A 23,649-nucleotide genomic window follows, 5' to 3' on the forward strand; every position below is an offset into this window, starting at 1 on the left:
AGACCCTCGCATGAACGCACTTCTTTCTGTTTCCGACAAGACCGGCATCGTCGAATTGGCCCGGGAACTGCACGCCCTCGGCATCAAGCTGATCTCTACCGGCGGCACTGCCAAGCTGCTGGCCGAACAAGGCTTGCCGGTCACCGAGGTGGCCGAGGTGACGGCCTTCCCTGAAATGCTGGACGGCCGTGTCAAGACCCTGCACCCCAAGGTGCACGGTGGCCTGCTGGCCCGCCGCGACCTGCCCGAGCACATGGCCGCCCTGGCCGCACACGGCATCGACACCATCGACCTGCTGGTGGTCAACCTGTACCCGTTCGAAGCCACCGTGGCCAAGCCGGGCTGCACCCTGGAAGACGCGATCGAAAACATCGACATCGGTGGCCCCGCCATGGTGCGCAGCGCGGCCAAGAACTGGAAGGACGTGGGCGTGTTGACCGACGCCTCGCAGTACGCCGGCGTGGTGGCCGAACTCAAGGCCAACGGCAACAAGCTCAGCGACAAGACCCGCTTCGGCCTGTCGGTGGCTGCCTTCAACCGCATCAGCAACTACGACGGCGCCATCAGCGACTACCTGTCGGCCTTGAACTTCGAGGAAGGCAACAACACCCCCTCCAAGCAACTGTTCCCGGCCCAGAGCAATGGCCGTTTCATCAAGCTGCAAGACCTGCGCTACGGCGAGAACCCCCACCAGCAGGCCGCCTTCTACCGTGACCTGTACCCCGCACCGGGCTCGCTGGTCACCGCCGAGCAGCTGCAGGGCAAAGAGCTCAGCTACAACAACATCGCCGACGCCGATGCGGCCTGGGAGTGCGTCAAGAGTTTTGACGTGCCGGCCTGCGTGATCGTCAAGCACGCCAACCCCTGCGGCGTGGCCGTGGGCAGCGGTCCGCTCGAGGCCTACAGCAAGGCCTTCCAGACCGATCCCACCTCGGCTTTTGGCGGCATCATTGCCTTCAACCGCACCCTCGATGCCGCAGCGGCCCAGCAGGTCAGCAAGCAGTTTGTCGAGGTGCTGATGGCGCCCGACTTCACGCCTGAAGCGCTGGAAGTCTTCAAGACCAAGGTCAATGTGCGCATCCTGAAGATCGCGCTGCCGGCCGGTGGTGCCACTGCCTGGGACAAGGGCCAGAACCTGATGGACGTCAAGCGCATCGGCTCGGGCCTGCTGATCCAGAGCGCCGACAACCACGAGCTGCAACTGACTGACCTCAAGGTCGTCACCACCAAGCAACCCAGCGCCGAAGAGCTGCAAGACCTGCTGTTCGCCTGGAAGGTGGCCAAGTTCGTCAAGAGCAACGCCATCGTCTTCTGCAAGGGTGGCATGACCATGGGCGTGGGCGCCGGCCAGATGAGCCGCCTCGACTCGGCCCGCATCGCCAGCATCAAGGCCGGCCATGCGAACCTGAGCCTGCAAGGCACGGCCGTGGCCAGCGATGCCTTCTTCCCGTTCCGCGATGGCCTCGATGTGGTGGTGGACGCGGGTGCCACCTGCGTCATCCAGCCCGGTGGCTCGATGCGCGACCAGGAAGTGATCGACGCGGCCAACGAGCGTGGCGTGGCCATGGTCTTCAGCGGCGTGCGCCACTTCCGCCATTGATCAGGGATTGATCGCAGCAGGGCTTCGGGGCCTTCAGCCCCCACAACCTGCCCAGCGCCCTGCAGCCTCACGGTTGCAGGGCGTTTTTTCTGGGCGTTCAGCGTCGGGCCGACACCACGATGCCGCCCACGATGAAGGCGAACGCCACCGCGTGGTACAGGTGCGGGTGTTCGCCCAGGAACAGCGTGGACATCAGGGCGGCAAACAAAGGCGTGAGGTTGATGAAAAACCCCGCCACCCCGGGGCCGGCCTGTTGCACCCCACTGCCCCAGCAGCGGTAGGCCAGCAGGGCAGGGCCCACGGCGATGAAGGCCAGCGCGGCCAGCAGCGGCCAGCCCCAGCTGATGTGGGCGGGGGTCAGCAGCCACTCACCGCCCGCGAACAGGCCCGACCAGCCCAGGCCGAACACCATCTGGGCGATCAGAAACCCCGACCAGTCCTGGCGCAGGCCGGGTGGCTCGGCGGTGCGCACCAGCAGCCAGCTGTAAAACGACCAGGCGATCGTGGCCAGCAGCATGAACAGGTCGCCCGCCACCAGCTTGAAAGCCATCAGCTGGGCCCATTCGCCGCGGCTCAGCACCAGCACCACCCCCACGATGGACAGCAGGGCGCCCAACAACTGCTGGCGCACCACCGGCACGCCAAAGAACAGCGCGCCCACACTCAGCATCCACACCGGCATGCTCGATCCCACCAGCGTGGCATTGATCGGGGTGGAGGTCTGCAGCGCCAGGTACTGCAGGGCGTTGTAGCAGCCCACCCCCAACAGGCCCAGCACGCTGTAGCGCCGCCAATGGGCCCACAAGGGGCTGTCGCGGCGCAGGGTGCGGCCCGCCAGCGGCAGCAGCAGGACGAAGGCGATGGCCCAGCGCAGCAGGTTCAACGTCATGGGCGGCACCAGCTCATGCACCAGCCGGCCCACCACGGCATTGCCCGCCCAAAGCAGGGGGGGCAGGGTGAGCAGGGCGATGGTCGAGGGGCTGAGTCGGTGTTGCATGGGGGCGCACTTTACAGGGCCGGCGCCGGCCTTGCGCCCAGACCTCTGCACACCCCGCCGATTCGTGGCACCATTTCGCCCGGTTTGGCCTGCACCGCAGCTGCTGGATGCAGCGGCCGTCCTCAACTTCGTTCCCTTCGCCCCCCGCAACCGGAGACATCCCATGACCCGCGCCGTACGCATTGACCAGCCTGGTGGTCCTGAACAACTCAAGATCGTGAATGTGGACGTGGGCCAGCCCGGCCCCGGCGAGATCCGCATCCGCCACCATGCGGTGGGCCTGAACTACATCGATGTGTACCAGCGCACTGGCCTGTACCCCTTCCCCATGCCGCTTCAGCTCGGCATGGAAGGCTCAGGCGTGGTCGAATCCGTGGGCGAGGGCGTGACCCACCTGCGCGCTGGCGACCGTGCCGCCTACGCGGCCAACCCGCCGGGCAGCTATTCAGAGGTGCGCGTGATGCCGGCCCGCAACGTGTGCAAGTTGCCCGACGACATCTCGTTCGAGACCGGCGCCGCCATGATGCTCAAGGGCCTCACCGCCCAGTACCTGCTCAAGAAGACCCGCCCGGTGGAAGGCCTGCAGCCCGGCGACTTCGTGCTGTTCCATGCTGCTGCCGGCGGGGTCGGCCTGATCGCCTGCCAATGGGCCAAGGCCCTGGGCCTGCAGCTGATCGGCACGGCGGGCTCCGACGCCAAGTGTGCCCTGGCCAAGGCCAACGGTGCAGCCCACGTGATCAACTACAGCACCGAAGATTTTGCCGCCCGCGTCAAGGAGATCACCGGCGGCCAGGGCGTCAAGGTGGTGTACGACTCGGTGGGCAAGGACACCTGGGACAAATCCCTCGACTGCCTGCGTCCCTTCGGCCTGATGGCCAGCTTCGGCAACGCCTCCGGTCCGGTCGCACCCTTCGCCCCCGGCATGCTGGGCGCCAAGGGCTCGCTGTATGTCACGCGCCAGACCCTGTTCACCCACATCGCCACCCGCGAAAGCAACCAGGCCATGGCCGATGACTTGTTCGAGGTGGTGCGCAGCGGTCAGGTGAAGATCCACATCGAGCAGCGCTACCGCCTTGAAGACGTGCAGCAGGCGCACCGCGACCTCGAAGCCCGCAAGACCACGGGCTGCACCATCCTCACGCTGTGAACCCCGGCAAGCCTTCGAGTCCGCCCTGGCTGCTGGACCTGCGTGCACAGGCCCGCCAGGCGCCACGTCGCCCTCGTCTGCCTTTGGTGGCGGCGGGGCACACCCTCGGCTCGGTCGAAGACGGTGTGCTGGCCAGTCTGCCGGGCGCGGCCGGCCTGGGCTTGTCGCGCCAACTGGATGAGCGTGGCCCGAGCTGGCACCTGCAGGCCGAGGCCTCCGAGGCTGGCCTGAGTGCTGCCCTGCAAACGTTGGCCCTGGCCCTGCGGGCGGCTGGTCGCTGTGGCCCCTGGCGCAACGAACAATTGGCGGTGGTTGGGGCCCAGGGGCAGCGCCTGGGCACCATCGAGCGTGGTGCGGTGCGCGTGCTCGGCCTGGCCACGCAGGCCGTGCACCTGGTGGGGCTGGCCCCCGACGGGCGCCACTGGGTGCAGCAGCGCGCCCACGACAAACCCAACGACCCCGGGATGTGGGACACCTTGATGGGCGGCATGGTCTCGGCTGCCGACACCCTGCACGAGGCCCTGGCCCGCGAAACCTGGGAGGAAGCCGGCCTGCATGTCGAGCAGATGGCCGCCCTGAGCCATGGGGGGCATGTCGAATTTGCGCGCCCCAGCGCCGAGGGGGGTGGCTGCGGCTACATGGTCGAGCGCATCGACTGGTTTGTCGGCCAGGTGCCGGACGGGCGTCCGCCCGAGAACCAGGATGGCGAGGTGGCCCAGTTCGCCCTGCTCACCCGCGATGAACTGGTCCAGCGGGTGGCGGCCGGCGAATTCACCCTGGAAGCCAGCTTGATCATTGCGGCCAGCCTGGGGCTGTAGCCGAATTCAGCGCTGGGCGAAGCGATCGGTGGCGGCCAGCAACTGATCCTGGATGCCGGGTTCGGTCCAGGCATGGCCGGCCCCCTCGATCAGGTGGAACTCCGAGCCGGGCCAGGCCTGGTGCAGGGCGTGCGCGTAACGTGCCGGGCAAGGCATGTCATAGCGGCCATGCACGATCACCCCCGGGATGCCCGCCAGGCGATGGGCCTCGCGCAGCAGTTGCCCGTCTTCCAACCAGGCGCCGTGCATGAAATAGTGGTTCTCCAGCCGGGCGAAGGCCAGGGCAAAGTGGGCATCGGCATGCTGGTCGTGGTTGGTTGGGCTGGGCAGCAGGGTGATGGTCTCGCCCTCCCAAAGGCTCCAGGCCAGGGCCGCTTCCTGCTGGCGGGCCGGGTCCGGGCCGGTCAGCAGGCGGTGGTAGGCCGCCATCATGTGGCCGCGTTCGGCCTCCGGTATCGGGGCCTGGAAGCGCGCCCATTTCTCGGGAAACATCTCCGACACCCCGTACTGGTAGTACCAGTCCAGCTCGGCCCGGGTCACGGTGTAGACCCCGCGCAGCACCAACTCGCTCACGCGCTGCGGGTGCTTCTGCGCATAGGCCAGCGCCAGGGTCGAGCCCCACGAGCCCCCGAACACCAGCCAGCGCTCGGTGCCGGGACGCAACTGCCGCAGGGCCTCGATGTCGTCCACCAGGTGCCAGGTGGTGTTGGCCTCCAGGCCCGCATGCGGCGTGGAGCGGCCGCAGCCGCGCTGGTCAAACAGCAGCAGGTCGTAACGCGCCGGGTCGAACAGCCGCCGGTGCTCGGGCGAGATGCCCCCGCCCGGGCCGCCATGCAGAAACACCGCCGGCTTGGCGCCCGGGGTGCCCACGCGCTCGTAGTAGACGCGGTGGCCGTCGCCCACGTCGAGCAGGCCGGTTTCATAGGGGTCGATGGCGGGGTAGAGGGGGCGGGGTGGGGGCATGGGGCGAGGCTTGGGAGTAGCTGGTGCGGTGTGAGCCTGCAAGTATCGCCTCGTACGCGCTGGTCGCATTCAGACCGCCGGCACGGCTTGGCGCTGCCGTGCCACGTCGCGGATCAGCTCCCACGCGGCCTGGGCCAGGGGCGACAGGGCGCGGTTGCGGCGGTGCACCAGCATGATGTCGCGGTCCACCCGGGGCAGCAGGGGGCGCACGGCCAGGCCATTCAGGCCTTCGGGGGGCAGGGCCAGGTGGGGGACCACCGACAGGCCCAGGCCGGCCTCGACCATGCGGAAGATGGTGGTGGGGTGGCCCACGTCCTGGGCGTTTTCGGCCACCACCCCCTGGGCTTCCAGGGCCCGGTCGATCAGGCGTCGGCTGCCGGAGGCGTGGTCCAGCAGCACCAGCGATTCGCCGGCCAGGTCGCGCCAGTGCACCTGGGCCTGCCGGGCCAGGGCGTGGCCGGGCGGGCAGACCAGGCAGAAGGGCTCGGACAGGATGGGCTCGCAGTGCAGGTCCTCGCGTTCACCGGGGTCGATCACCACCCCGAAATCGACCTCGCCCGAACGCACGCTGTCCAGCACATCGTGCTGGATGCGGTCCAGCAAGGTCAGTTGCAGGCCGGGCCATTGGCGCCGGCACAGCGCGATGCATTCGGGCATCAGGTTGGCCGACAGGGTGGGGCTGCTGGCCACGCGCACCCGCCCCCGGCGTTCAGTGGCCATGCCCTGCACGTCCAGCAAGGTGTTGTCCAGCTCCTCCAGCACGCGCTCCAGGCGGGCCGCCAGCTTGCGGCCGGCCTCGGTCAGCTCGACCTCGCGCGTGGTGCGGTTCAGCAGTTTCAGGCCGAGTTGGGCTTCCAGTTCGGTGATGCAGCGGCTCACCGCGGGCTGGGTCAGGCCGATCAACTGGCCGCTGCGGCTGAAGTTGCGGGTGAGGGCCACGGAGCGGAACACCTCCAGTTGACGCAGGGTGACATTCATGAGTGCACATGATAAATCCATCAGTGAAATGCATTTCACTTTTGAATCGGGCTCAGGCCTAATCGCCCACCTGGGCTCGGCATGGCGCGGGGCCCACCCCCTTTGGAGGCCGCATGGCGCGTTCCCGATTCCTTCCCGACAACTACACCTTCGCCATCCTGGGCACCGTGGTGCTGGCCAGCGTGCTGCCGGCCTCGGGCCAGGTGGCCCAGGGCTTCGAGTGGCTCACCGTGGCCGCGGTCAGTCTGCTGTTCTTTCTGCACGGCGCCAAACTCTCGCGTGACGCGGTGCTGGCCGGCATCAGCCACTGGCGCCTTCACCTGGTGGTGGTGGCCAGCACCTTTGTGCTGTTTCCGCTGCTGGGTTGGGCGCTGCGGCCCGTGCTGCAGCCGCTGGTGACGCCCGATCTGTACCTGGGCGTGCTGTTCCTGTGTGCCCTGCCGGCCACGGTGCAGTCGGCCATTGCTTTCACGGCAGTGGCCCGCGGCAACATGCCGGCCGCCATCTGCAGTGCCTCGGCCTCCACCCTGATGGGCATCTTCATCACCCCGCTGCTGGTGGGCCTGTTGCTGCAGCGCCATGCGGCCGGGGGGGATCCGCTGGCCGCCATCGGCCACATCATGCTGCAGTTGCTGGTGCCTTTTTTGGCGGGCCACCTGCTGCGCCCCTGGATCGGCGACTTCGTCAAGAAGCGTGCCGCCATGCTCAAGTATGTGGACCAGGGCTCCATCCTGCTGGTGGTCTACACGGCTTTCAGCGCCGCCGTGATCCAGGGCCTGTGGAAGGACATGCCGCTCACCTCGCTGCTGGGCTTGCTGGTGGTGTGTGCCGTGATCCTGGCCCTGGCCCTGGCCAGCACGACCTTGCTGGCCCGCAAGCTCGGCTTCTCGAAGGAGGACGAGATCACCATCGTGTTCTGTGGCTCCAAGAAAAGCCTGGCCAGCGGCGTGCCCATGGCCAAGGTGCTGTTCGCTTCGGGCACCGTCGGGGCCATCGTGTTGCCCCTGATGCTGTTCCACCAGATGCAGTTGATGGTGTGTGCGGTGCTGGCCCAGCGCTACGCCAGCCGGGCCCAAATCGCCAACGACGAGCACTGAAGCCGTCCGGGTGTCTTCGGGCTCCCCGTGTCGCCTGACGGACTGACACCCGGGAGGCCTCTCCTTACAACGGTGGCGCTGCGGCTGTTCGCAGCGCGACATCATTTGCAGGGAGACAACACCCATGGCGATCGAACTCGAACTCACATGCCTGGCCTCAGGCCTTCAATTTCCCGAGGGGCCTGTGCTGCTGCCCGACGGGCATCTTTTGCTCACCGAGATCCAGCGCGGCACACTGAGCCGCATCACGCCGCAGGGTGAGGTGCAGGTGGTGGCCGAGCTGGGGGGCGGCCCGAACGGCGTGGCCATCGGCCCCGATGGGGCGGCCTATGTGACGAACAACGGGGGCTCGTTCCGTTTTCACGCGGTCGATGGGCTGAACATCCCGGGCGCCACGCCGCCCGAGCACCAGGGCGGCAGCATCCAGCGGGTCGACCTGGCCACCGGCGAGGTGCGCACCCTGTACACCCATTGCGAGGGCCAGCGCCTGATCGGCCCCAACGACCTGGTCTTCGACCGCCAGGGGGGCTTCTGGTTCACCGACCATGGCTGCGGCAACGAGCACTCACGCCAGTTCGGCGGTCTGTATTACGCCCTGCCCGATGGCTCGCGCATCGTGCGCGCCGGCCCGCCGCTGCTGGCCCCCAACGGCGTGGGCCTGTCGCCCGACGAGAAAGTGGTCTATGTGGCCGACACCTACCTGGGCCGGCTTTGGGCCTTCGATGTGCTGTCGCCCGGCGTGGTGCAGACGGTGTCGCCGTTCCAGCCGGCGCGGGTGGTGGCCAACCTGCCGGGTTGCCAGTTTCTGGACAGCCTGGCCGTGCAGGGCGACGGCAAGGTGTGCGTGGCCACCATCCTCAATGGCGGCATCACGGTGTTTGACCCGGCCACGGGCCTGACCGAGCATGCCGCGGTGCCCGACCTGATCTGCACCAACCTGTGTTTTGGCGGGCCCGACCTGCGCGATGTCTGGATCACCGCCTCCGGCACGGGCAAGGTGTACCGCGGCCGTTGGCCCAGCCCGGGCTTGAAGCTCAATTTCTGATCCGTCGATCAGTCAATCAGTTGCCCGCCGTCGTGAAACGGGTAAGGGCCCGGGTAGTTGCCGCTGGCCACGGTATGGCTGATCAGCACGCCGGCCTCGCTCCAGGCGTGCAGGCCGAAGCCCGGGGGCTCGAGTGTCCAGGCCGAGGCTGCGTCGGGCGCCAGGTCCAGGCAAACCTGGTGGGCCGGTGACGGCACGGTCTGCGCCAGCGTGCCGCCAAAACGCACCTGGATGCTGCGGTGCAGGTGGCCGCAGATGACCCGCTGCACCTGGGGGTGGCGCGCCACCAGGGCCTCCAGCTCGGCGGCACCCTGAAGCAGGCCGATCCGGTCCATGTGACCGATCAGGGTCTGGAACGGCGGGTGGTGCAGGGCCAGGATCACCGGGCGCTGGGCTTGCCGCTCCAGCTCGTCGGCCAGCCAGGCCAGCCGTTGTGGGCACAGCGCGCCATGGCTGGCGCCGGGCACCACGGTGTCGAGGGCGATGACTTGCAGCGGGCCCACCGGCACGCTGTACTGCACAAAGCCCTCGGTGCCCAGGTAGGCGTGCTCAGGAAAGCTCGCGCGCAGCTGGTCTCGGTCGTCGTGGTTGCCGGGCAGCAGGTACACCGGCATGGGCAAGGGGGCCAGCAGCTTGGCCAGGTGCTCGTATTCGGCCGCCCGGCCGAAGTCGGTCAGGTCGCCGGTGATCACCACGGCCTGGGGCGCTTGCGGCAGGCGCAGCAGGGTCTGGACGGCCTGGGCCAGGTAGGGGGCGGTGTCGAGGCGGCCATAAGCCAGGCGGCCGGGCTCGCGGATGTGCAGATCGGACAGTTGGGCCAACAAGGTGTTCATGGGGGGCAAGGCATCGGTCGGGTGGGGGAGGGGCAGACCGCTCAGGCGCTGACGGCTTCGGCCGGCATCAGGCTCTGGGGGGCGACACGAACCCCGACGGTATCACCGGCGCGGGCCGGGTGATCGCGGTCCACGTCGACCGAGATCAGCGGCTGGTGCGGCAGGCTGAGGCTGAGCTGCACGCGCTCACCCAGAAAGCGCCGTTGCATCACCTGGGCCTCGGCCACGTCGGGGCGGGCCTCGCACAGCTCGATGTCTTCGGGGCGCAGCAGCAACTGGGGCTGATCACCCCAGACGGGGGGGCAGGGCAGTTCGATCCGGCCCAGCTTCAGCACGTGGCGGCGGCGGGCGTCTTCGTCGCGCTGCAGCCGGTTCACGCGGCCCAGAAAAGTGGCCACAAAGGGGTGCTCCGGGCGGCGGTAAAGGGTTTCACCGTCGCCCACCTGCACGATGCGCCCGGCCTGCATGACGGCCAGGCGATCGGCAATGGCCAGGGCTTCCTGCTGGTCATGGGTGACGTGTACCGCGGTGATGTGCAGGCGACGCAGCAGTTCGGCCAGTTCGTCGCGCAACTGCTCCTTGAGCTTGGCGTCCAGGGCGGTCAGCGGTTCGTCCAGCAGCAGCACGCGCGGGCGCACGGCCACGGCGCGTGCCAGGGCCACGCGCTGGCGCTGGCCGCCCGAGAGTTCGGCCGGGCGCCGGTGCTCCAGCCCGTTCAGGCGCACCAGATCGACCAGTTCGCCCACCACGCGCCGCTGCTCGGCCACCGGGGTGCCGCGCAGGCGCAGGCCGTAGCCGATGTTGGCCGCCACCGTCATGTGCGGAAACAGCGCGTAATGCTGAAACACCATGCCGATGCCGCGCCGTTCGATCGGCAGCCGGGTGACGTCGGTGTCGCCAAACAGCAGGCGACTGCCCTCATCGGGCAATTCCAGCCCGGCGATCAGGCGCAGCAGCGTGGTCTTGCCGCAACCCGAGGGGCCCAGCAGCGCCAGCACTTCGCCGGGTTCGATGGTCAGGGTGGTGGGGTGCAGGCCACGGGTGCCGTCGGGGTAGGTTTTGGCGCATTGGACGATGTCCACGCGCGTGCGTTCAAGTTCCAAGGTGTTTCTCCATCAGGCGACCCAGGCCCTGCAGGCCCCACAGCACCGGCAGGATCACCAGCAGGAAGACCAGGGTGTAGGCCGAGCCCACCTCCAGGCGCATCGAGGCGTAGCTGTCGGCCAGGCCCACGGGCAGGGTTCGGGTCAAAGGGGTGTGCAGCATCCAGGTGAGGTTGAATTCACCCACCGAGAGCGTGAAGACCATCAGGCAGCCCGACACGATGGCCGGCAGCACGGCGGGCACCAGCACGCCCAGAAAGCGTTGGTCGAAGCGCGCGCCCAGCGAGCGGGCCGCTTCTTCGAGCGAGCGCAGCTCATCGCGCTGAAAGGCGGCGCCCACCGTGCGCACCATGAAGGGCAGGGTGAAGACGATGTGGCCGATCAGCACAAAGCCATAGCTCTGGCGCAGGCCCTGCCAGGCGCCATAGGTGAGGATCAGTGCCAGTGCACTGGCCAGGCCGGGCACGGCCACCGGGAGGGTCAGCAGCTCTTCCAACAAGCGGGCCCAGCGCGAGCGGCTGCGCGCCAGCGCGTAGGCACAGGGCACACCCAGCAGCAGGCAGGCCAGCACACAGGTGCCCGCCAGGCCCAGCGAGGCCAGCACCGTGCTGCCATAGGTGTCCCAGACCTCGCCCAGCCAACGGGTGGTGAGGCCGCTTTTCAGGCCCCGGGGGTAGTTGTTGAGCAGGCCGGCCAGCACTGACAGGGCCATCGGGGCCAGCATGAACAGGGCGACCAGGGCCGTCAGTGCCAGCAGCAGGGGGGAGGTGGATCGCGCGTGGCGCATGGCATCAGGCTCCGGCAAGGGGCGCTTTGTGGGCGTTGCGGGCGTCGGGGCCCAGTTTTCGGGCCAGCCACAGCACGCCCCAGGTCATCGCGCCCAGGCTCAGCGAGAGGCTGGCCGCCAGCGCGAAGTTGGCGTAGTTGGTGAACTCGTTGTAGATCGTGATGGGCAGCACCTCGTACTGGCTGGCCAGCGTGAAGGCGGTGCCGAAGGCCCCCATGGCGGTGGCAAAGACCATGGCGCCACAGGCCACGGTGGTGGGGGCCAGCTCGGGCCACCAGACATCGCACACCACGCGCCAGGGGCCTGCGCCGAGCGAGCGGGCGGCCTCTTCCAGGGCCGGGTCCATGGCGCCTGCGGCGGCGGTGTAGCTGCCGATGGCCCGCGGCAGCGAAAAGTACAGGTAGGCCAGGAACAAGCCACCCAGCCCGTAGGCCAGGGTCACGCGGCCCGCACCCAGGGCTTCGGTCAGGTCGGCCACCAGGCCCTGGCGCCCGCCCAGCAAGATCATGAAGAAGCCGATGATCACGCCCGGAAACGACAGCGGCAGCGTCAGCAGCGACAGCAGCAGCCCCCGCCCCGCAAAGCGCCGCCGCGCCAGGGTCACGCCCACACCTGCGCCCAGCGCCAGGGTGGCTGCGGTCACCACCAGTGACAGGCCCAGGGTCTGCAGCAGGCTTTTCAGGTAGCGGGCCTCGGTCAGCACGGCGAAGTAGGTGGCCCAGCCCTTTTGGGCGGGCAGGGCCACGAGTTGCAGCACGGGCAGCAACCAGAAGGCGGCAAAGAAGGCCAGCGCCGGTGCGGCGCAGGCCAGCCTCAGGGCCTGGGGGGACAGTGTGGGCATGGTGAGGCCGTGGTGGAGGGCTTACTGGGCTTCTTTGAGGTAGCGCTCGGAGAAGGCCTTCTGCACGGCCGCCATCTTGGCGTAGTCGATCGTCCGGGCGCGGGCGTACTCGCTGGCGGGCAGGAAGCGGGCCTGCACCTCTTTGCTCATGGCACTGGCCCGCACCGGGCGCAGGTAGGCGTTGGCCCACAGGGCCTGGCCTTCGTCCGACAGCACGAAGTCGAGCACCTTGCGGCCGTTGTCGGCGTGCGGGGCGTTGGCCACCAGGCTCATCACATAGGGCACCACCAGCGTGCCTTCGGCTGGGATCACGAACTGCACATTGGCCTGGTCCTTGTACTTGGCGCGGTAGGCATTGAAGTCGTAGTCAAGCAGGATCGCGATCTCACCCGACAGCACGCGGGCGTACGAGGTCTGCTTGGGCACGATGGGCTCGTTTTTCTGCAGGGCCTTGAAGTAATCGATGGCCGGTCCGAAGTTGTCCAGCGAGCCGCCGCGGGCCTGGTTGATGGCCACGGCACCCACGTAGCCCACAAAGGCCGAGGCCGGATCGAGGTAGCCGATCAGGCCCTTGTAGTCGGGCTTGAGCAGGTCGGCCCACGACCTGGGCACCGGCTTGCCCTTGAGCGCATCCACATTGACCATGAAGCCCAGCGTGCCCGAGTGGATGGTGAACCAGTGGCCTTGCGGGTCTTTCAGGCCCTCGGGGATGTCGGCCCAGGCCGCCGGCTTGTAGCTGGCCACCACGCCTTCTTTCTGGGCCTGGATGGCAAAGGTGACGCCGAGGTAGGTCACATCGGCCACCGGGCTGGCTTTTTCGGCCACCAACTGGGCCAGCGACTGGCCCGAGTTCTTGTTGTCGGGCGGCACGGTGACGCCGGTCTTGGCCTTGATGGCCTTGATCTGGCTGCCCCAGTCGGCCCATTCGGTCGGGCAGTTGTAGCAGATGGCGTTCTGGGCCAGGGCCAGGGTGCTGGCGGCCAGGCCGGCGGCCAGGACGCTGGCACGCAGCAAGGGGGTGATGAGTTGTCGCATCGGTTCACTCCAGGGTTGTGAAAAGAGAGAGGTAAAGAGAAGGTGTCAAGAGGCCAGGGGTTGGTCGGGCGAGGCGCAGGTCTCGCCCACCCGGAAGCCATGGGCCAGGCTGCGGCTGCCGCTGGGCGGCGGTGGCAGGCCTTCCTGCAGGGCCTGCAGCAGCCATTCGACGCTTTGGCGTCCCAGCTCGGCATTGGGTTGGGTGATGGTGCTCAGGCGCAGGCTCAGGTCTTCGCCCAGGGCGATGCCGTCAAAGCCCACCACACTGAGCTGGCCGGGCACCGACAGTCCGGCCAGGCGGGCGGCGCGCAGGCAGCGCAGGGCCAGCAGGTCGTTGGAGCCGATCAGGGCGGTGGGCCGGTGCGGCCCGCGCAGGTGTTCGATCAGGGTGTGCTGGCTGGGCTCCAGAAAGGGCACCTCCAGCACCGGGGCCGGGTTCAGGCCGGCGGCGCGCATGCCGGCAGCGTAACCACGGCAGCGTTGCTGGGCGCGGTCGGAGGCGGTGCGCTGGCCGCTGACCATGGTGATGTGCCGGTGTCCTTGCTGCACCAGCCGGCCCACCAGGGCCGCCACCGCCTGTTCACCATCCACCGACACGCAGGGGTGGGCCGGGTGGCGGTTGTAGCAGAGCACATAGGGGTGGCCCAGGGCCTGCAAGCGCCGCAGCGCGGACGACTCGGCCGGGTCGCTGACCACCAGGATCATGCCGTCCACATTGCCCGCCAGCAGGCTGGCCACGGCCTGCTCCTCGTGGGGCAGGCGGTAGTCGGTGGTCAGCGGCACGATGGCATGCCCTGCCGCGCTGGCGGCGCTGGCAATGCCCTGCAGGCACTCGGCGAACACCGGGTTGACCAGGGTGGGCAGCACCACGCCCAGCGTGCGGCTGCGCTGCGTGCGCAGGGTGCGGGCACTGGCGTTGGGCAGGTAGCCCGTGTCTTGGGCGGCTTGCTCGACGAGGGCCCGGGTCTCGGGGGCCACCTTGGCGGGCAGGTTGAACACCCGCGACACCGTGGCCACCGACACCCCGGCCCGGCGAGCCACTTCCTGGATGCTCATGGGGGCTGGAGATTCAATGTAAACGTTTACATTGAACCGTCAGCGTGTGACGAGGTGATGACGGGAAGAGGAAAAAACGAGAAAGCCCGATCCGGTCGCCGGATCGGGGCTGGGGCGTTCAGCGCCCGCGCTTCACGCGCAGCAACTCATCGAGCACCAGGCAGATGGCGCCCAGGGTGATGGCACTGTCGGCAATGTTGAAGGCCGGGAAGTAGCCACCCGGGAACATGGGGGCCAGAAAGTCCCAGTGGAACTGCAGAAAGTCGACCACATAGCCATGCAGCAGCCGGTCCACCACGTTGCCGATGGCCCCGCCCAGGATGCTGGACAGGGCAAACGAGAACAGGCGTTGGCCGCTGTGCTGACGCAGCTGCCACAGGATGAAGCCAGCGGCGGTCAGCCCGATGCCGGTGAACAGCCAGCGCTGCCAGCCCGCCGCGGTTGCCAGGAACGAGAAGGCTGCACCGGTGTTGTGGGCCCGCACGATGTTGAAGAAGCTCAGCACGGTGGTGCTGTCGTGCAGGTGGTAGTAGCCCAGGATCAGCACCTTGGTGAACTGGTCCACGATCAGCACGATCAGCGCCCAGGCCAGCCAGGGCAGCAGGGCCCCCAGGGGGCCGCCCCCTGTCTTCACCATCTGGGCCTTCGGGGCACCGCCGCCCTTGCCGCGTGGCGCAGCCATCAGGCGAAGGCCCGGCTTTCGCCAGCCCCATGCAGGTTGCTGTCACAGCGGCCGCACAGGGTCGGGTGGGCGGGGTTGCTGCCCACATCGTCACGGTAGTGCCAGCAGCGTTCGCACTTGGCGGCGCTGGAGGGCGTGACGCTGGCGCTGGGTTCGCTGTCGGCGGCGGCCTCGGTCAGGCTGGCAGCCGAGGTGATGAAGACGAACTTCAGGTCGTCGCCCAGGCTTTGCAGGGCGGCCAGCAAGTCGCTGCCCGCCGGCACGGCCAGGTTCACATTGGCCTGCAGCGAGGCGCCCACCTGGCCGGCCGAGCGCAGGGCTTCGATTTCCTTGTTGACCACTTCACGGGCGGCACGAATGCGGTCCCATTTGTCGAGCAGGGCGGCTTCGGTGGCGCCGAAGTTCCAGTAGGTGTCGATGAAGATCGATTCGGAGTGGCCCACCAGCTTCCAGGCCTCTTCGGCCGTGAAGCTGAGGAACGGTGCCATCCAGCGCAGCATGGCCTGGGTGATCTGGTACAGCACCGTCTGGGCGCTGCGGCGTGCCAGGCTCTTGGGCGCGGTGGTGTAGAGGCGGTCTTTCAGCACGTCGAGGTAGAAGGCGCCGAGGTCTTCCGAGCAGTAGACCTGCAGCTTGGCCACCACGGGGTGGAACTCGTACTTTTCGTAGTGCGCCAGGATGGTGTCCTGCAGCTGGGCCGCGCGGGCCAGGGCATAGCGGTCGATCTCCAGCAACTGGTCGGCCGGCACGCTGTCGGTGGCGGGGTTGAAGTCGCTGGTGTTGGCCAGCAGGAAACGCAGGGTGTTGCGGATGCGGCGGTAGCTGTCGACCACGCGGGCCAGCACCTTGTCGTCACCGGCGATGTCGCCCGAGTAATCGCTGGCGGCCACCCACAGTCGGATGATCTCGGCGCCCAGCTTCTTGCTGACCTCATCGGGCTCGATGCCGTTGCCCAGCGACTTGCTCATCTTGCGGCCCTGGCTGTCCACCGTGAAGCCGTGGGTCAGCAGCCCGCGGTAGGGCGCGCGACCTTCGACGGCCGAAGCCAGCAGCAGCGAGGAGTGGAACCAGCCGCGGTGCTGGTCATGGCCTTCGAGGTACAGGTCGGCCTCGGGGCCGCTTTCGTGGTGAGCGGCCGGGTGGGTGCCGCGCAGCACATGCGAGAAGGTCGAACCCGAGTCAAACCACACCTCCAGGATGTCGCTGCTCTTGGTGTAGTGCGGCGCGTCTTCGGCGCTCAGGATGTCTTCGACCGTGACGCGGCTCCAGGCCTCGATGCCACCTTGCTCGATCAGCGCGATGGCGCGGTCGATGATGGCCATGGTGTCGGGGTGCAGCTCGCCGCTGTCCTTGTGCAGGAAGAAGGGCAGGGGCACGCCCCAACTGCGCTGGCGGCTGATGCACCAGTCGGGGCGGCCGGCAATCATGTCGTGCAGGCGGGTCTTGCCGTTCTCGGGGTAGAAGCTGGTCTGTTCGACCGCGGCCAGGGCGATCTGGCGCAGGGTCTGCGGGGCCTTGTCGGTGGTGAAAACGCCCTCGCCTTCGTCCATGCGCACAAACCACTGCGCGGCGGCGCGGTAGATCACCGGCGTCTTGTGGCGCCAGCAGTGCGGGTAGCTGTGGACGATGTCGTGGGTGGCGAACAGGCGGCCGGCGCTGCGCAGGGCCTCGATGATCACCGGCACGGCCTTCCAGATGTGCTGGCCGCCGAACAGCGGGAAATCGGCCGCGTAGGTGCCGTTGCCCTGAACCGGGTTCAGGATGTCGTCATAGGCCATGCCATGGGCGACGCAGCTGTTGAAGTCATCCACGCCATAGGCGGGCGACGAGTGCACCAGACCGGTGCCGTCGTCGGCGGTGGCGTAGTCCGCCAGGTACACCGGGCTGAAGCGGGCGTAGCCGGGGTCGACGTCGTACAGCGGGTGCTTGAAGTTGATCAGGCCCAGGTTCTTGCCCAGGGTGGTGGCCAGCACCTCGCCGTTCAGGGCGTAGCGCTCCATGCACTTCTCGACCAGCGAGGCGGCCAGCACCAGCAGGCCACGCTCGGTCTTGACCAGGGCGTAGTCCAGTTCGGGGTTCAGGTTCAGGGCCTGGTTGGCCGGGATGGTCCAGGCGGTGGTGGTCCAGATCACGGCAAAGGCGGGCTGGTCCAGGGCCGCCAGCCCGAAGGCCGCGGCCAGCTTGGCGGGCTCGGCGCACTCGAAGGCCACGTCCAGGGTGGTGCTCTTCTTGTCGGCGTATTCGATCTCGAACTCGGCCAGCGAGCTGCCGCAGTCAAAGCACCAGTACACGGGCTTGAGGCCGCGGTAGACGAAGCCGCGCTCCATCACGCGCTTCAAGACACGCAACTCGCCGGCCTCGTTGGCGTAGTTCATGGTCTTGTAGGGGTTGTCCCATTCGCCCAGCACACCCAGGCGCTTGAAACCGGCCATCTGGATGCCGATCTGTTCATTGGCGAAGGCGCGGCTCTTGGCCTGCATGTCGTCGCGGCTGAGGTTGCGCCCGAACTTCTTTTCGATCGCGTTTTCGATCGGCAGGCCGTGGCAGTCCCAGCCCGGCACGTACATGGCGTCCATGCCCTTGAGCTGGCGCGCCTTGACGATCATGTCCTTGAGGATCTTGTTGACCGCGTGACCCATGTGGATCTGGCCGTTGGCATAGGGTGGGCCGTCGTGCAGGATGAACTTCGGGGCACCGCAGCGGGCGTCGCGCAGCTTTTTGTAGATGCCTTTGTCCTCCCAGTCCTGCACCCAGCCCGGCTCGCGCTTGGGCAGGTCGCCCCGCATCGGGAAGGGGGTATCGGGCAGGTTCAGGGTGCTGCGGAAATCAGGGGTTTGTTCAGCCATGGCTTTGTGTTGGATGGGGCATTGACAGGCTCAAACCCGGGCGCGGCCCGGTACGGGGAGAAGTCAGCCGTTTGCCCTGAGCCTGTTCCAAGGGGCGCGCAGCACGGTGTGCCGGCGTTAAATTCGGTCGCGGGTGGTCTGGCGATGGGTCTCTGCGTGCATGGACGCCAGAAACCGGCGAGCGTCATCGCAGTCCTGGTTGATGCCCTTCATCAGGGCGTCCAGACCGTCGTACTTGAGCTCGTCATGCAGTTTGTGCAGCAGTTCCACGCGGACAATTTTACCGTAGCCCCCGTCGGCACCCAGCGAGGCAGGCCAATCGAAGCAATGGGTCTCCAGCAGGACGCGTCCGCCATTGACGTCATTCGGGTCCAGGGACGGGCGCACACCCAGGTTGGCAACGCCCTCGACAGGGCGTTCGACCAGCCCATGCACGCGCACCACGAAGATGCCGCTGGCGGCGGGTTTCCAGTGCGAAAAGCGCAGGTTCAGGGTGCGGAAACCCAGCTCACGCCCCAGTTTGCGGCCATGCACCACATGACCGCTGATGGCATAGGTGCGGCCCAGCAGGCGGCCCACCGCCTCCAGGTCGCCGCGGCCCAGGGCCTCGCGCACGGCGGAGCTGGACACCCGCAGCCCGCGCACCTCGTAGCTGTTCATGCGCGCCACATCAAAGCCGCGCGCCGATCCGCTGGCGTCCAGCAGGGCGTAGTCCCCGGCGCGCTTGGCACCGAAACGGAAGTCGTCGCCCACCAGCACGTAGCGCACGCCCAGCCCTCGGATCAGCACATCGTCGATGAAGCCCTCGGGGGGCTGGCTGGCCAGCCGGGCATCAAAGGGCAGCACCACGGTCTGGTCTATGCCGCAGCGGGCCAGTTCTTCGAGCTTGTCGCGCAGGGTGCCGATGCGCGCCGGTGCCAGCTCGGCCCGGCCGGTGGCAGCTGCAAAGTAGTCGCGCGGGTGGGGCTCGAAGGTCAGCACGCAACTGGGCACGCCGCGGTGCTGGGCCTCGTTGCGCAGCAAGGCCAGCATGGCCTGATGGCCGCGGTGCACGCCGTCGAAGTTGCCGATGGTGAGCGCGCAGGCAGGGGCAATGCCCGGGTGCTGGAAGCCGCGGAATATCTTCATTGGAATGTTATCTTTTTGATAGCAAGGGGTGCCCGTCAGTCAAGCGCCTGAAGCCAAATTGTCATGAAAACAGGTTATATTGTGCGGCAGCAGGCGCGGCTTCGATGCAAATCGCTGCGGCTGCTCCCGAGATCTGCGTTCCAAGTCAGTGGTTTTCAACCCTTGTAGGAGTGTCACTTGAAGGTCTTGAAGCTGTCCGCCCAGGGCTTGCCCCAGTCCTGGATCACCCTGGAGCAGGCCGTGATTCATTACGCGGCCGGCGAAGTCCGATGGGAGTCCGGCGCCCAGATCGCGGTGTTCCGCGGCGGGCACAATGCCATCACGGGCGAGCAGTCGCAGATCGTGGTCAACAGCATCATCGGCACCAAGGGTGTGCCCAACATCAGCCCTTTTCAGTTGCGCCCGGGCCTGACCAACAGCAAACTCTTTGCACGTGACCGCAATGTGTGCGCCTACTGCGGCGAGCATTTCCATGAAACCGAGCTGACCCGCGAGCACATCGTGCCCTTCGCCCAGAACGGTGTCGACACCTGGATGAATGTGGTCACGGCCTGCAAGGCCTGCAACCACCGCAAGAGCCATCGCACCCCTGAGCAGGCCCGCATGCCCCTGCTTTACGCCCCCTATGTGCCCAGCCTGTGGGAAGACTTCATCCTGCGCAACCGGCGCATCCTGTCGGACCAGATGGAGTTCCTGATGGCGCATGTGCCCAAATCCTCTCGCCTGAGTGCGCATTGAGCGGTATCTTGGCTTGTGCTGAAGCCAGCGTGCGCTGGGCAAAAAGCCCGCGCACGTGGCTTTCGAGACCTCAGTAGGTGAGCTCCAGCACGGTCAGGTGCCCCGCTTCTGCGGGCCAGTTGCGCCCGGCCACGGTTTCTCCATTGAACTGACCCACGACCGCCCGCTGTGCCTGCGCGGGCAGGTGCAGCCGTGCCGATGAGGCGCCCGCCGTGCCACTGGACGGCACGCCGGGCAGGCTGGCTTGTCCATCCAGGCTCAGGCTGTCGCGGCGCGGGTCAAAGTACCCGCGTGGGCGGGTGAATACCACCACGCTGCCGGGCTGTCGGGCTTCTGTTTCAGCCAGCCGCTCAGCCCGCAGGTGCACCCAGTCGCTGGAGCGGGCAAAGGGGCTGCGGTAGAGGTGGGTGGTGGCGTAGCCCGGTGCGCTGATCACAAATTCGTAGGCCTGCCCCGCTTCGGCGGTGAAGGGGCCCCACAGGCCGTCGCTGCCCACGGTCTTTTGATGCACCGGGGCGCCCTGGCGCAGCCCTGTTTCAGCGCCCACCGCGTAGATTTCAAGCTTGGCCCCGGGCAGGGGCAGGTTGTTGGTGTAGCTGCCGCTGGCGGGGTCGAGCGGGTTCAGGCCCAGGCCGGTGATCTTGCCCTGCAGCACCGGTCGGGTTTGCATGGCAATGCCCTGGCGGCGCGGGGCCTCCCCGGTGAGAAAGCGCCACATGGCCTCGAAGGCGGGGCGCGAATAGGCGGTTTCGCGGTGGTCCACGCCTGGGATGATCACGTTCTCGGCCCCCTTGAGTTCGGGGCCGGCGGCCGTCACGAAGGTGGGCTGGCCGGGGCGGCCGATCCAGACCCCGTCGGGCGAGGCGAATTTGTCGTTGTGGTCGGACCGGATGGTGAGCCAGCGGGTGGGGCCGTCCACCTCGTCACCGGCCGGGTTGCGGGGGCGGTTGAGCTCACTCAGGAAGGGGCCTGTGCCCGAGAACTCGTTGCCTTCGCGAAAGCCGGGAATCGCCCACACGCCGTGGTTGGGCGTGCCCCCCAGGATGGCGTGGCTGACGGTGCGCTGGCCCCCACCATGGCGGATGTAGTTGCGGATGGCGTTGCCGCCCCGCGAGTTGCCGATCAGCACCACCTGGGTGCTGCCGGTGGCTTGCAGCACCCGCTCGACCTCGGCCTTCAGGAAGGCCATGTGCTCGGCGCTGGAGCTGCGACCGGGTTGAGGCTTGGCATCGTCGTCACGGGCCAGGGGGTAGGGCAGATCGATGGCGAACAGGCGGTCGGCAGGCCAACCTTCGGTCTCGAAGCGCCAGGCCGTGGTGATCCACAGGGCGGCCGTGTCGCCATTGCCGTGCACGAAGACGATGGGCGGGCGAGGTGTCGCTGGGGGCGCCAGGCTGGCGCAGCCCGACAGGGCGCCCAGAGCCAGCGCGCTGCCGGACAGTCCGAGGAAGCCGCGGCGTGACAGAGGGGCTTGATGCGGGGTGGTGCGGGGCATGACAAGGTTCCTGAAATTAAAAATGGCCCGCTGCGAGGGGCAACGGGCCATGTTGATGCCGTGATTTGACGGCGCTGTGGCAAGAACCGGGCGGGCTCAGGCAAAAACGCCGGCCGTGTCCTGCATGCGGCTGGACACCTCACCCAATTGGTGCAGGCTGTCGCCGAAAGTCATCTCGAGTTGGGTGAGCTTCTTGAAGTAGTGGCTCACGATGTACTCGTCGGTCACGCCGATGCCGCCATGCAGCTGCACGGCTTGCTGGCCCACAAAGCGCATCGACTGGCCCAACTGGTACTTGGCCCGTGCCATGGCGGCGCGGCGTTCGGCGGTCGGGGCATTGAGCTTGAGTGCGGCGTAATAGCTCATCGAGCGCGCCAGCTCCAGCTGCATCTTGATGTCGGCCACGCGGTGGCGCAGGGCCTGGAAGCTGGAGATCACCACATTGAACTGCTTGCGCGTGTTCATGTACTCGACCGTCACGGCCAGGGTCTTGTCCATCACGCCCACGGCTTCGGCACAGGCGGCGGCGATGCCGATGTCCACGGCATGCTCCAGGGCGGTCTGGCCGTCGGCGGTGACCAGGGTGGCCGGGGCGTTGCTGAGGCTCAGCTCAGCCGCACGACCACCGTCCTGGGTGCTGTAGCCCCGGGCACTGACGCCGGCAGCCTGGCGCTCGACCAGGAACAGCGCGGTTTGGCCGTTGAGCTGGGCCGGCACCAGGAAGGCGTCGGCCTGGTCGCCTGCAGGCACCAGGCTCTTGTGGCCGCTGACCGTGTGGCCTGCGCCGGCGGCCACGGCGGTGGCTTCGGTCGCGTCCAGTCGGTAACGGGCCTTGCGCTCCTGATGGGCCAGCACCACCAGGGCTTCGCCCGAGCCAATGCGGGGCAGCCAGGCCGCCTTGAGTTCGGCGCCGGCGTAGTGGGCCAGCACCGCGCCCGAGATCAGGGCGTGGGCGAAGGGCTCGATCACGATGCCGCGGCCCAGTTCCTCGAGCACCACCATGCCCTCGACCGGGCCCATGCCCAGGCCGCCATCGGCCTCGGGGATGTACAGGCCGGTCAGGCCCAGTTCGGCCAGTTCGCCGTAGGCCTCGCGCGAGAATCCACCGCTGTTGGCAATGCCGCGGCGGCGCTCGAAGTCGTAGCCCTTGTCAACCCATTTGCGCACGGCGTCGCGGAGTTGTTCCTGGTCGTCGGTGAAATCGAAATCCATGTGTGTCTCCTCTCAGCCCAGCACCGTCTGCGCGACGATGTTGCGTTGCACTTCGTTAGAGCCGCCGTAGATGGTGGTCTTGCGCATGTTGAAGTAGGTGGATGCCAGGGGCGCGCAGTAGGCGGCGCCCACGTGCTCGCCCTGCCAGCCGGCGTCCATGGCCTCGTGGATGTAGGGCAGGCTGTAGGGGCCGGCGGCCAGCATCATGAGTTCGGAGTAGCGTTGCTGGATCTCGCTGCCGCGGATCTTCAACAGACCGGCGATGTCGAGCGAGTTCTTGCCCGATTTCTCGGCCGACAGCACGCGCAGCACCAGCATTTCGAGGGCCACCACATCGACCTCCAGCTTGGCGATCTCGTCACGGAAGCGCAGGTCGTCGTACACGCCTTCGGCCTTGGCGATGCGCTTGAGGCGTTCGAGTTCGCGCTTGGCACGGTTCACGTCGGCGATGTTGGTGCGTTCGTGGCTCAGCAGGTGCTTGGCGTAGGTCCAGCCCTTGTTCTCTTCGCCGATCAGGTTCTCGGCCGGCACTTCGACGTTGTCGAACCAGACCTCGTTGACCTCATGGTCGCCATCGAGCAGCTTGATGGGGCGCACGGTCACACCGGGCGACTTCATGTCGATCAGCAGGAAGCTGATGCCGGTCTGCGGCTTGCCTTCGTTGCTGGTGCGCACCAGGCAGAAGATCCATTCGCCATACTGACCCAGCGTGGTCCAGGTCTTCTGGCCGTTGACGATGAACTTGTCGCCACGGCGCTCGGCGCGGGTCTTGACCGAGGCCAGGTCCGAGCCCGAGCCCGGTTCGCTGTAGCCCTGGCTCCACCACACTTCGCCGCTCGCAATGCCGGGCAGGAAGCGCTGTTGCTGTTCGGCGTTGCCAAAGGCCATGATCACGGGGGCCACCATCACCGGGCCGAAGGGCACGACGCGGGGGGCGCCGGCCAGGGCGCATTCTTCTTCGAAAAGGTGCTTTTGCACGGCATTCCAGCCGGGGCCGCCGAATTCCTTGGGCCAGGCATGGCCCAGCCAGCCTTTCTTGCCAAGAATCTTGGCCCAACGTTGCATGTCGTCACGGGTCAGGCGCAGCGCGTTGTGCACCTTGTGTGACAGGTCGGCGGGCAGGTTTTCCTTGACCCAGGCACGAATCTCTTCGCGGAACTTCTGTTCTTCAGGGGTGAATGCCAAATCCATGGGGTTGTCTCCGAATGAAGCTTTTTGTCGTCCGACCGAGGCGTCGGAAGGCAACCC

General features: G+C 67.5%; 21 protein-coding genes. 6 read left to right on the forward strand and 15 right to left on the reverse strand.

Features of this window, described 5'->3' with window-relative positions; all coding sequences use genetic code 11:
• Positions 1–10 precede the first annotated feature (10 nt).
• Positions 11–1,600: a bifunctional phosphoribosylaminoimidazolecarboxamide formyltransferase/IMP cyclohydrolase gene (gene purH, locus AC07VS_RS15310; protein WP_492347913.1), complete on the forward strand. Its 1,590-nt coding sequence runs from the start codon at positions 11–13 to the stop codon at positions 1,598–1,600.
• Between the two features lie 97 nt (positions 1,601–1,697).
• Here purH and AC07VS_RS15315 read toward each other — a convergent pair whose 3' ends face one another.
• The gene (locus AC07VS_RS15315; RefSeq protein WP_494751379.1) at positions 1,698–2,597 is read right to left on the reverse strand and encodes a DMT family transporter; all 900 of its coding nucleotides are present in this window, start codon (positions 2,595–2,597) and stop codon (positions 1,698–1,700) included.
• A gap of 163 nt (positions 2,598–2,760) precedes the next feature.
• Between AC07VS_RS15315 and AC07VS_RS15320 the strand changes: the two genes are divergently transcribed.
• Together AC07VS_RS15320 and AC07VS_RS15325 are read left to right on the forward strand one after the other, a co-directional pair.
• Positions 2,761–3,744 carry a quinone oxidoreductase family protein gene (locus AC07VS_RS15320; RefSeq protein WP_492347915.1) on the forward strand — a complete coding sequence of 328 codons (984 nt, stop codon included), beginning with the start codon at positions 2,761–2,763 and terminating at the stop codon, positions 3,742–3,744.
• Positions 3,741–4,562, forward strand: a complete 822-nt coding sequence (locus tag AC07VS_RS15325; RefSeq protein ID WP_492347916.1) for an NUDIX hydrolase — start codon at positions 3,741–3,743, stop codon at positions 4,560–4,562. Before AC07VS_RS15320 ends, AC07VS_RS15325 begins: the two co-directional genes overlap by 4 nt.
• A gap of 6 nt (positions 4,563–4,568) precedes the next feature.
• Here AC07VS_RS15325 and pip read toward each other — a convergent pair whose 3' ends face one another.
• Complete coding sequence (gene pip, locus AC07VS_RS15330) at positions 4,569–5,525, reverse strand: prolyl aminopeptidase (protein ID WP_494751380.1); 957 nt, start codon at positions 5,523–5,525, stop codon at positions 4,569–4,571.
• Between the two features lie 69 nt (positions 5,526–5,594).
• A complete protein-coding gene (locus AC07VS_RS15335) occupies positions 5,595–6,503 on the reverse strand; it encodes a LysR family transcriptional regulator (RefSeq protein ID WP_492347918.1) in 909 nt (302 codons plus the stop codon).
• Positions 6,504–6,616: 113 nt separating this feature from the next.
• On the opposite strand from AC07VS_RS15335, the gene AC07VS_RS15340 reads away from it, so the two are divergent.
• Complete coding sequence (locus AC07VS_RS15340; protein ID WP_492347919.1) at positions 6,617–7,600, forward strand: bile acid:sodium symporter family protein; 984 nt, start codon at positions 6,617–6,619, stop codon at positions 7,598–7,600.
• 124 nt (positions 7,601–7,724) lie between these two features.
• Positions 7,725–8,645: an SMP-30/gluconolactonase/LRE family protein gene (locus AC07VS_RS15345; RefSeq protein WP_492347920.1), complete on the forward strand. Its 921-nt coding sequence runs from the start codon at positions 7,725–7,727 to the stop codon at positions 8,643–8,645.
• A gap of 8 nt (positions 8,646–8,653) precedes the next feature.
• Here AC07VS_RS15345 and AC07VS_RS15350 read toward each other — a convergent pair whose 3' ends face one another.
• The 9 genes from AC07VS_RS15350 to AC07VS_RS15390 form a co-directional block, all read right to left on the reverse strand.
• On the reverse strand, positions 8,654–9,478 hold the full coding sequence (locus tag AC07VS_RS15350; protein ID WP_494751381.1) for a phosphodiesterase: 825 nt from the start codon (positions 9,476–9,478) through the stop codon (positions 8,654–8,656).
• Between the two features lie 41 nt (positions 9,479–9,519).
• Positions 9,520–10,581 carry an ABC transporter ATP-binding protein gene (locus AC07VS_RS15355; RefSeq protein WP_492347922.1) on the reverse strand — a complete coding sequence of 354 codons (1,062 nt, stop codon included), beginning with the start codon at positions 10,579–10,581 and terminating at the stop codon, positions 9,520–9,522.
• Positions 10,571–11,368 (reverse strand): ABC transporter permease, encoded by a 798-nt coding sequence (locus AC07VS_RS15360; protein WP_494751382.1) that lies wholly within the window; start codon positions 11,366–11,368, stop codon positions 10,571–10,573. Before AC07VS_RS15360 ends, AC07VS_RS15355 begins: the two co-directional genes overlap by 11 nt.
• Before the next feature lie 4 nt (positions 11,369–11,372).
• Positions 11,373–12,209 (reverse strand): ABC transporter permease, encoded by an 837-nt coding sequence (locus AC07VS_RS15365; RefSeq protein ID WP_494656932.1) that lies wholly within the window; start codon positions 12,207–12,209, stop codon positions 11,373–11,375.
• A 21-nt stretch (positions 12,210–12,230) separates the two neighbouring features.
• Positions 12,231–13,244 (reverse strand): ABC transporter substrate-binding protein, encoded by a 1,014-nt coding sequence (locus AC07VS_RS15370; RefSeq protein ID WP_494751383.1) that lies wholly within the window; start codon positions 13,242–13,244, stop codon positions 12,231–12,233.
• 45 nt (positions 13,245–13,289) lie between these two features.
• On the reverse strand, positions 13,290–14,300 hold the full coding sequence (locus AC07VS_RS15375; RefSeq protein WP_494751384.1) for a LacI family DNA-binding transcriptional regulator: 1,011 nt from the start codon (positions 14,298–14,300) through the stop codon (positions 13,290–13,292).
• Between the two features lie 118 nt (positions 14,301–14,418).
• Complete coding sequence (gene lspA, locus AC07VS_RS15380) at positions 14,419–14,937, reverse strand: signal peptidase II (protein WP_492348123.1); 519 nt, start codon at positions 14,935–14,937, stop codon at positions 14,419–14,421.
• Positions 14,938–14,981: 44 nt separating this feature from the next.
• A complete protein-coding gene (gene ileS / locus AC07VS_RS15385; RefSeq protein WP_494751385.1) occupies positions 14,982–17,828 on the reverse strand; it encodes an isoleucine--tRNA ligase in 2,847 nt (948 codons plus the stop codon).
• A 117-nt stretch (positions 17,829–17,945) separates the two neighbouring features.
• A complete protein-coding gene (locus tag AC07VS_RS15390) occupies positions 17,946–18,956 on the reverse strand; it encodes a bifunctional riboflavin kinase/FAD synthetase (RefSeq protein WP_492347928.1) in 1,011 nt (336 codons plus the stop codon).
• Between the two features lie 177 nt (positions 18,957–19,133).
• On the opposite strand from AC07VS_RS15390, the gene AC07VS_RS15395 reads away from it, so the two are divergent.
• On the forward strand, positions 19,134–19,694 hold the full coding sequence (locus AC07VS_RS15395) for an HNH endonuclease (protein ID WP_494656930.1): 561 nt from the start codon (positions 19,134–19,136) through the stop codon (positions 19,692–19,694).
• Positions 19,695–19,764: 70 nt separating this feature from the next.
• Here AC07VS_RS15395 and AC07VS_RS15400 read toward each other — a convergent pair whose 3' ends face one another.
• The 3 genes from AC07VS_RS15400 to AC07VS_RS15410 form a co-directional block, all read right to left on the reverse strand.
• Positions 19,765–21,189 (reverse strand): alpha/beta fold hydrolase, encoded by a 1,425-nt coding sequence (locus tag AC07VS_RS15400; RefSeq protein ID WP_492347930.1) that lies wholly within the window; start codon positions 21,187–21,189, stop codon positions 19,765–19,767.
• 96 nt (positions 21,190–21,285) lie between these two features.
• Positions 21,286–22,401 carry an acyl-CoA dehydrogenase family protein gene (locus AC07VS_RS15405; RefSeq protein WP_492347931.1) on the reverse strand — a complete coding sequence of 372 codons (1,116 nt, stop codon included), beginning with the start codon at positions 22,399–22,401 and terminating at the stop codon, positions 21,286–21,288.
• A gap of 12 nt (positions 22,402–22,413) precedes the next feature.
• Positions 22,414–23,592: an acyl-CoA dehydrogenase family protein gene (locus AC07VS_RS15410; protein ID WP_492347932.1), complete on the reverse strand. Its 1,179-nt coding sequence runs from the start codon at positions 23,590–23,592 to the stop codon at positions 22,414–22,416.
• Between the last annotated feature and the right edge of the window lie 57 nt (positions 23,593–23,649).

Source organism: Curvibacter sp. GW821-FHT01G03, from assembly GCF_059422285.1.

Excerpts from the sequence above, each read along its gene's own strand:
- purH (WP_492347913.1), top strand. The coding sequence starts at position 11 with ATGAACGCACTTCTTTCTGTTTCCGACAAGACCGGCATCGTCGAATTG.
- lspA (WP_492348123.1), bottom strand. The coding sequence starts at position 14,937 with ATGGTGAAGACAGGGGGCGGCCCCCTGGGGGCCCTGCTGCCCTGGCTG.
- AC07VS_RS15390 (WP_492347928.1), bottom strand. The coding sequence starts at position 18,956 with ATGAAGATATTCCGCGGCTTCCAGCACCCGGGCATTGCCCCTGCCTGC.
- pip (WP_494751380.1), bottom strand. The coding sequence starts at position 5,525 with ATGCCCCCACCCCGCCCCCTCTACCCCGCCATCGACCCCTATGAAACC.
- AC07VS_RS15365 (WP_494656932.1), bottom strand. The coding sequence starts at position 12,209 with ATGCCCACACTGTCCCCCCAGGCCCTGAGGCTGGCCTGCGCCGCACCG.
- AC07VS_RS15320 (WP_492347915.1), top strand. The coding sequence starts at position 2,761 with ATGACCCGCGCCGTACGCATTGACCAGCCTGGTGGTCCTGAACAACTC.
- AC07VS_RS15375 (WP_494751384.1), bottom strand. The coding sequence starts at position 14,300 with ATGAGCATCCAGGAAGTGGCTCGCCGGGCCGGGGTGTCGGTGGCCACG.
- AC07VS_RS15350 (WP_494751381.1), bottom strand. The coding sequence starts at position 9,478 with ATGAACACCTTGTTGGCCCAACTGTCCGATCTGCACATCCGCGAGCCC.
- AC07VS_RS15370 (WP_494751383.1), bottom strand. The coding sequence starts at position 13,244 with ATGCGACAACTCATCACCCCCTTGCTGCGTGCCAGCGTCCTGGCCGCC.
- AC07VS_RS15400 (WP_492347930.1), bottom strand. The coding sequence starts at position 21,189 with ATGCCCCGCACCACCCCGCATCAAGCCCCTCTGTCACGCCGCGGCTTC.
- AC07VS_RS15410 (WP_492347932.1), bottom strand. The coding sequence starts at position 23,592 with ATGGATTTGGCATTCACCCCTGAAGAACAGAAGTTCCGCGAAGAGATT.
- AC07VS_RS15340 (WP_492347919.1), top strand. The coding sequence starts at position 6,617 with ATGGCGCGTTCCCGATTCCTTCCCGACAACTACACCTTCGCCATCCTG.
- AC07VS_RS15345 (WP_492347920.1), top strand. The coding sequence starts at position 7,725 with ATGGCGATCGAACTCGAACTCACATGCCTGGCCTCAGGCCTTCAATTT.
- AC07VS_RS15405 (WP_492347931.1), bottom strand. The coding sequence starts at position 22,401 with ATGGATTTCGATTTCACCGACGACCAGGAACAACTCCGCGACGCCGTG.
- AC07VS_RS15335 (WP_492347918.1), bottom strand. The coding sequence starts at position 6,503 with ATGAATGTCACCCTGCGTCAACTGGAGGTGTTCCGCTCCGTGGCCCTC.
- ileS (WP_494751385.1), bottom strand. The coding sequence starts at position 17,828 with ATGGCTGAACAAACCCCTGATTTCCGCAGCACCCTGAACCTGCCCGAT.
- AC07VS_RS15315 (WP_494751379.1), bottom strand. The coding sequence starts at position 2,597 with ATGCAACACCGACTCAGCCCCTCGACCATCGCCCTGCTCACCCTGCCC.
- AC07VS_RS15360 (WP_494751382.1), bottom strand. The coding sequence starts at position 11,368 with ATGCGCCACGCGCGATCCACCTCCCCCCTGCTGCTGGCACTGACGGCC.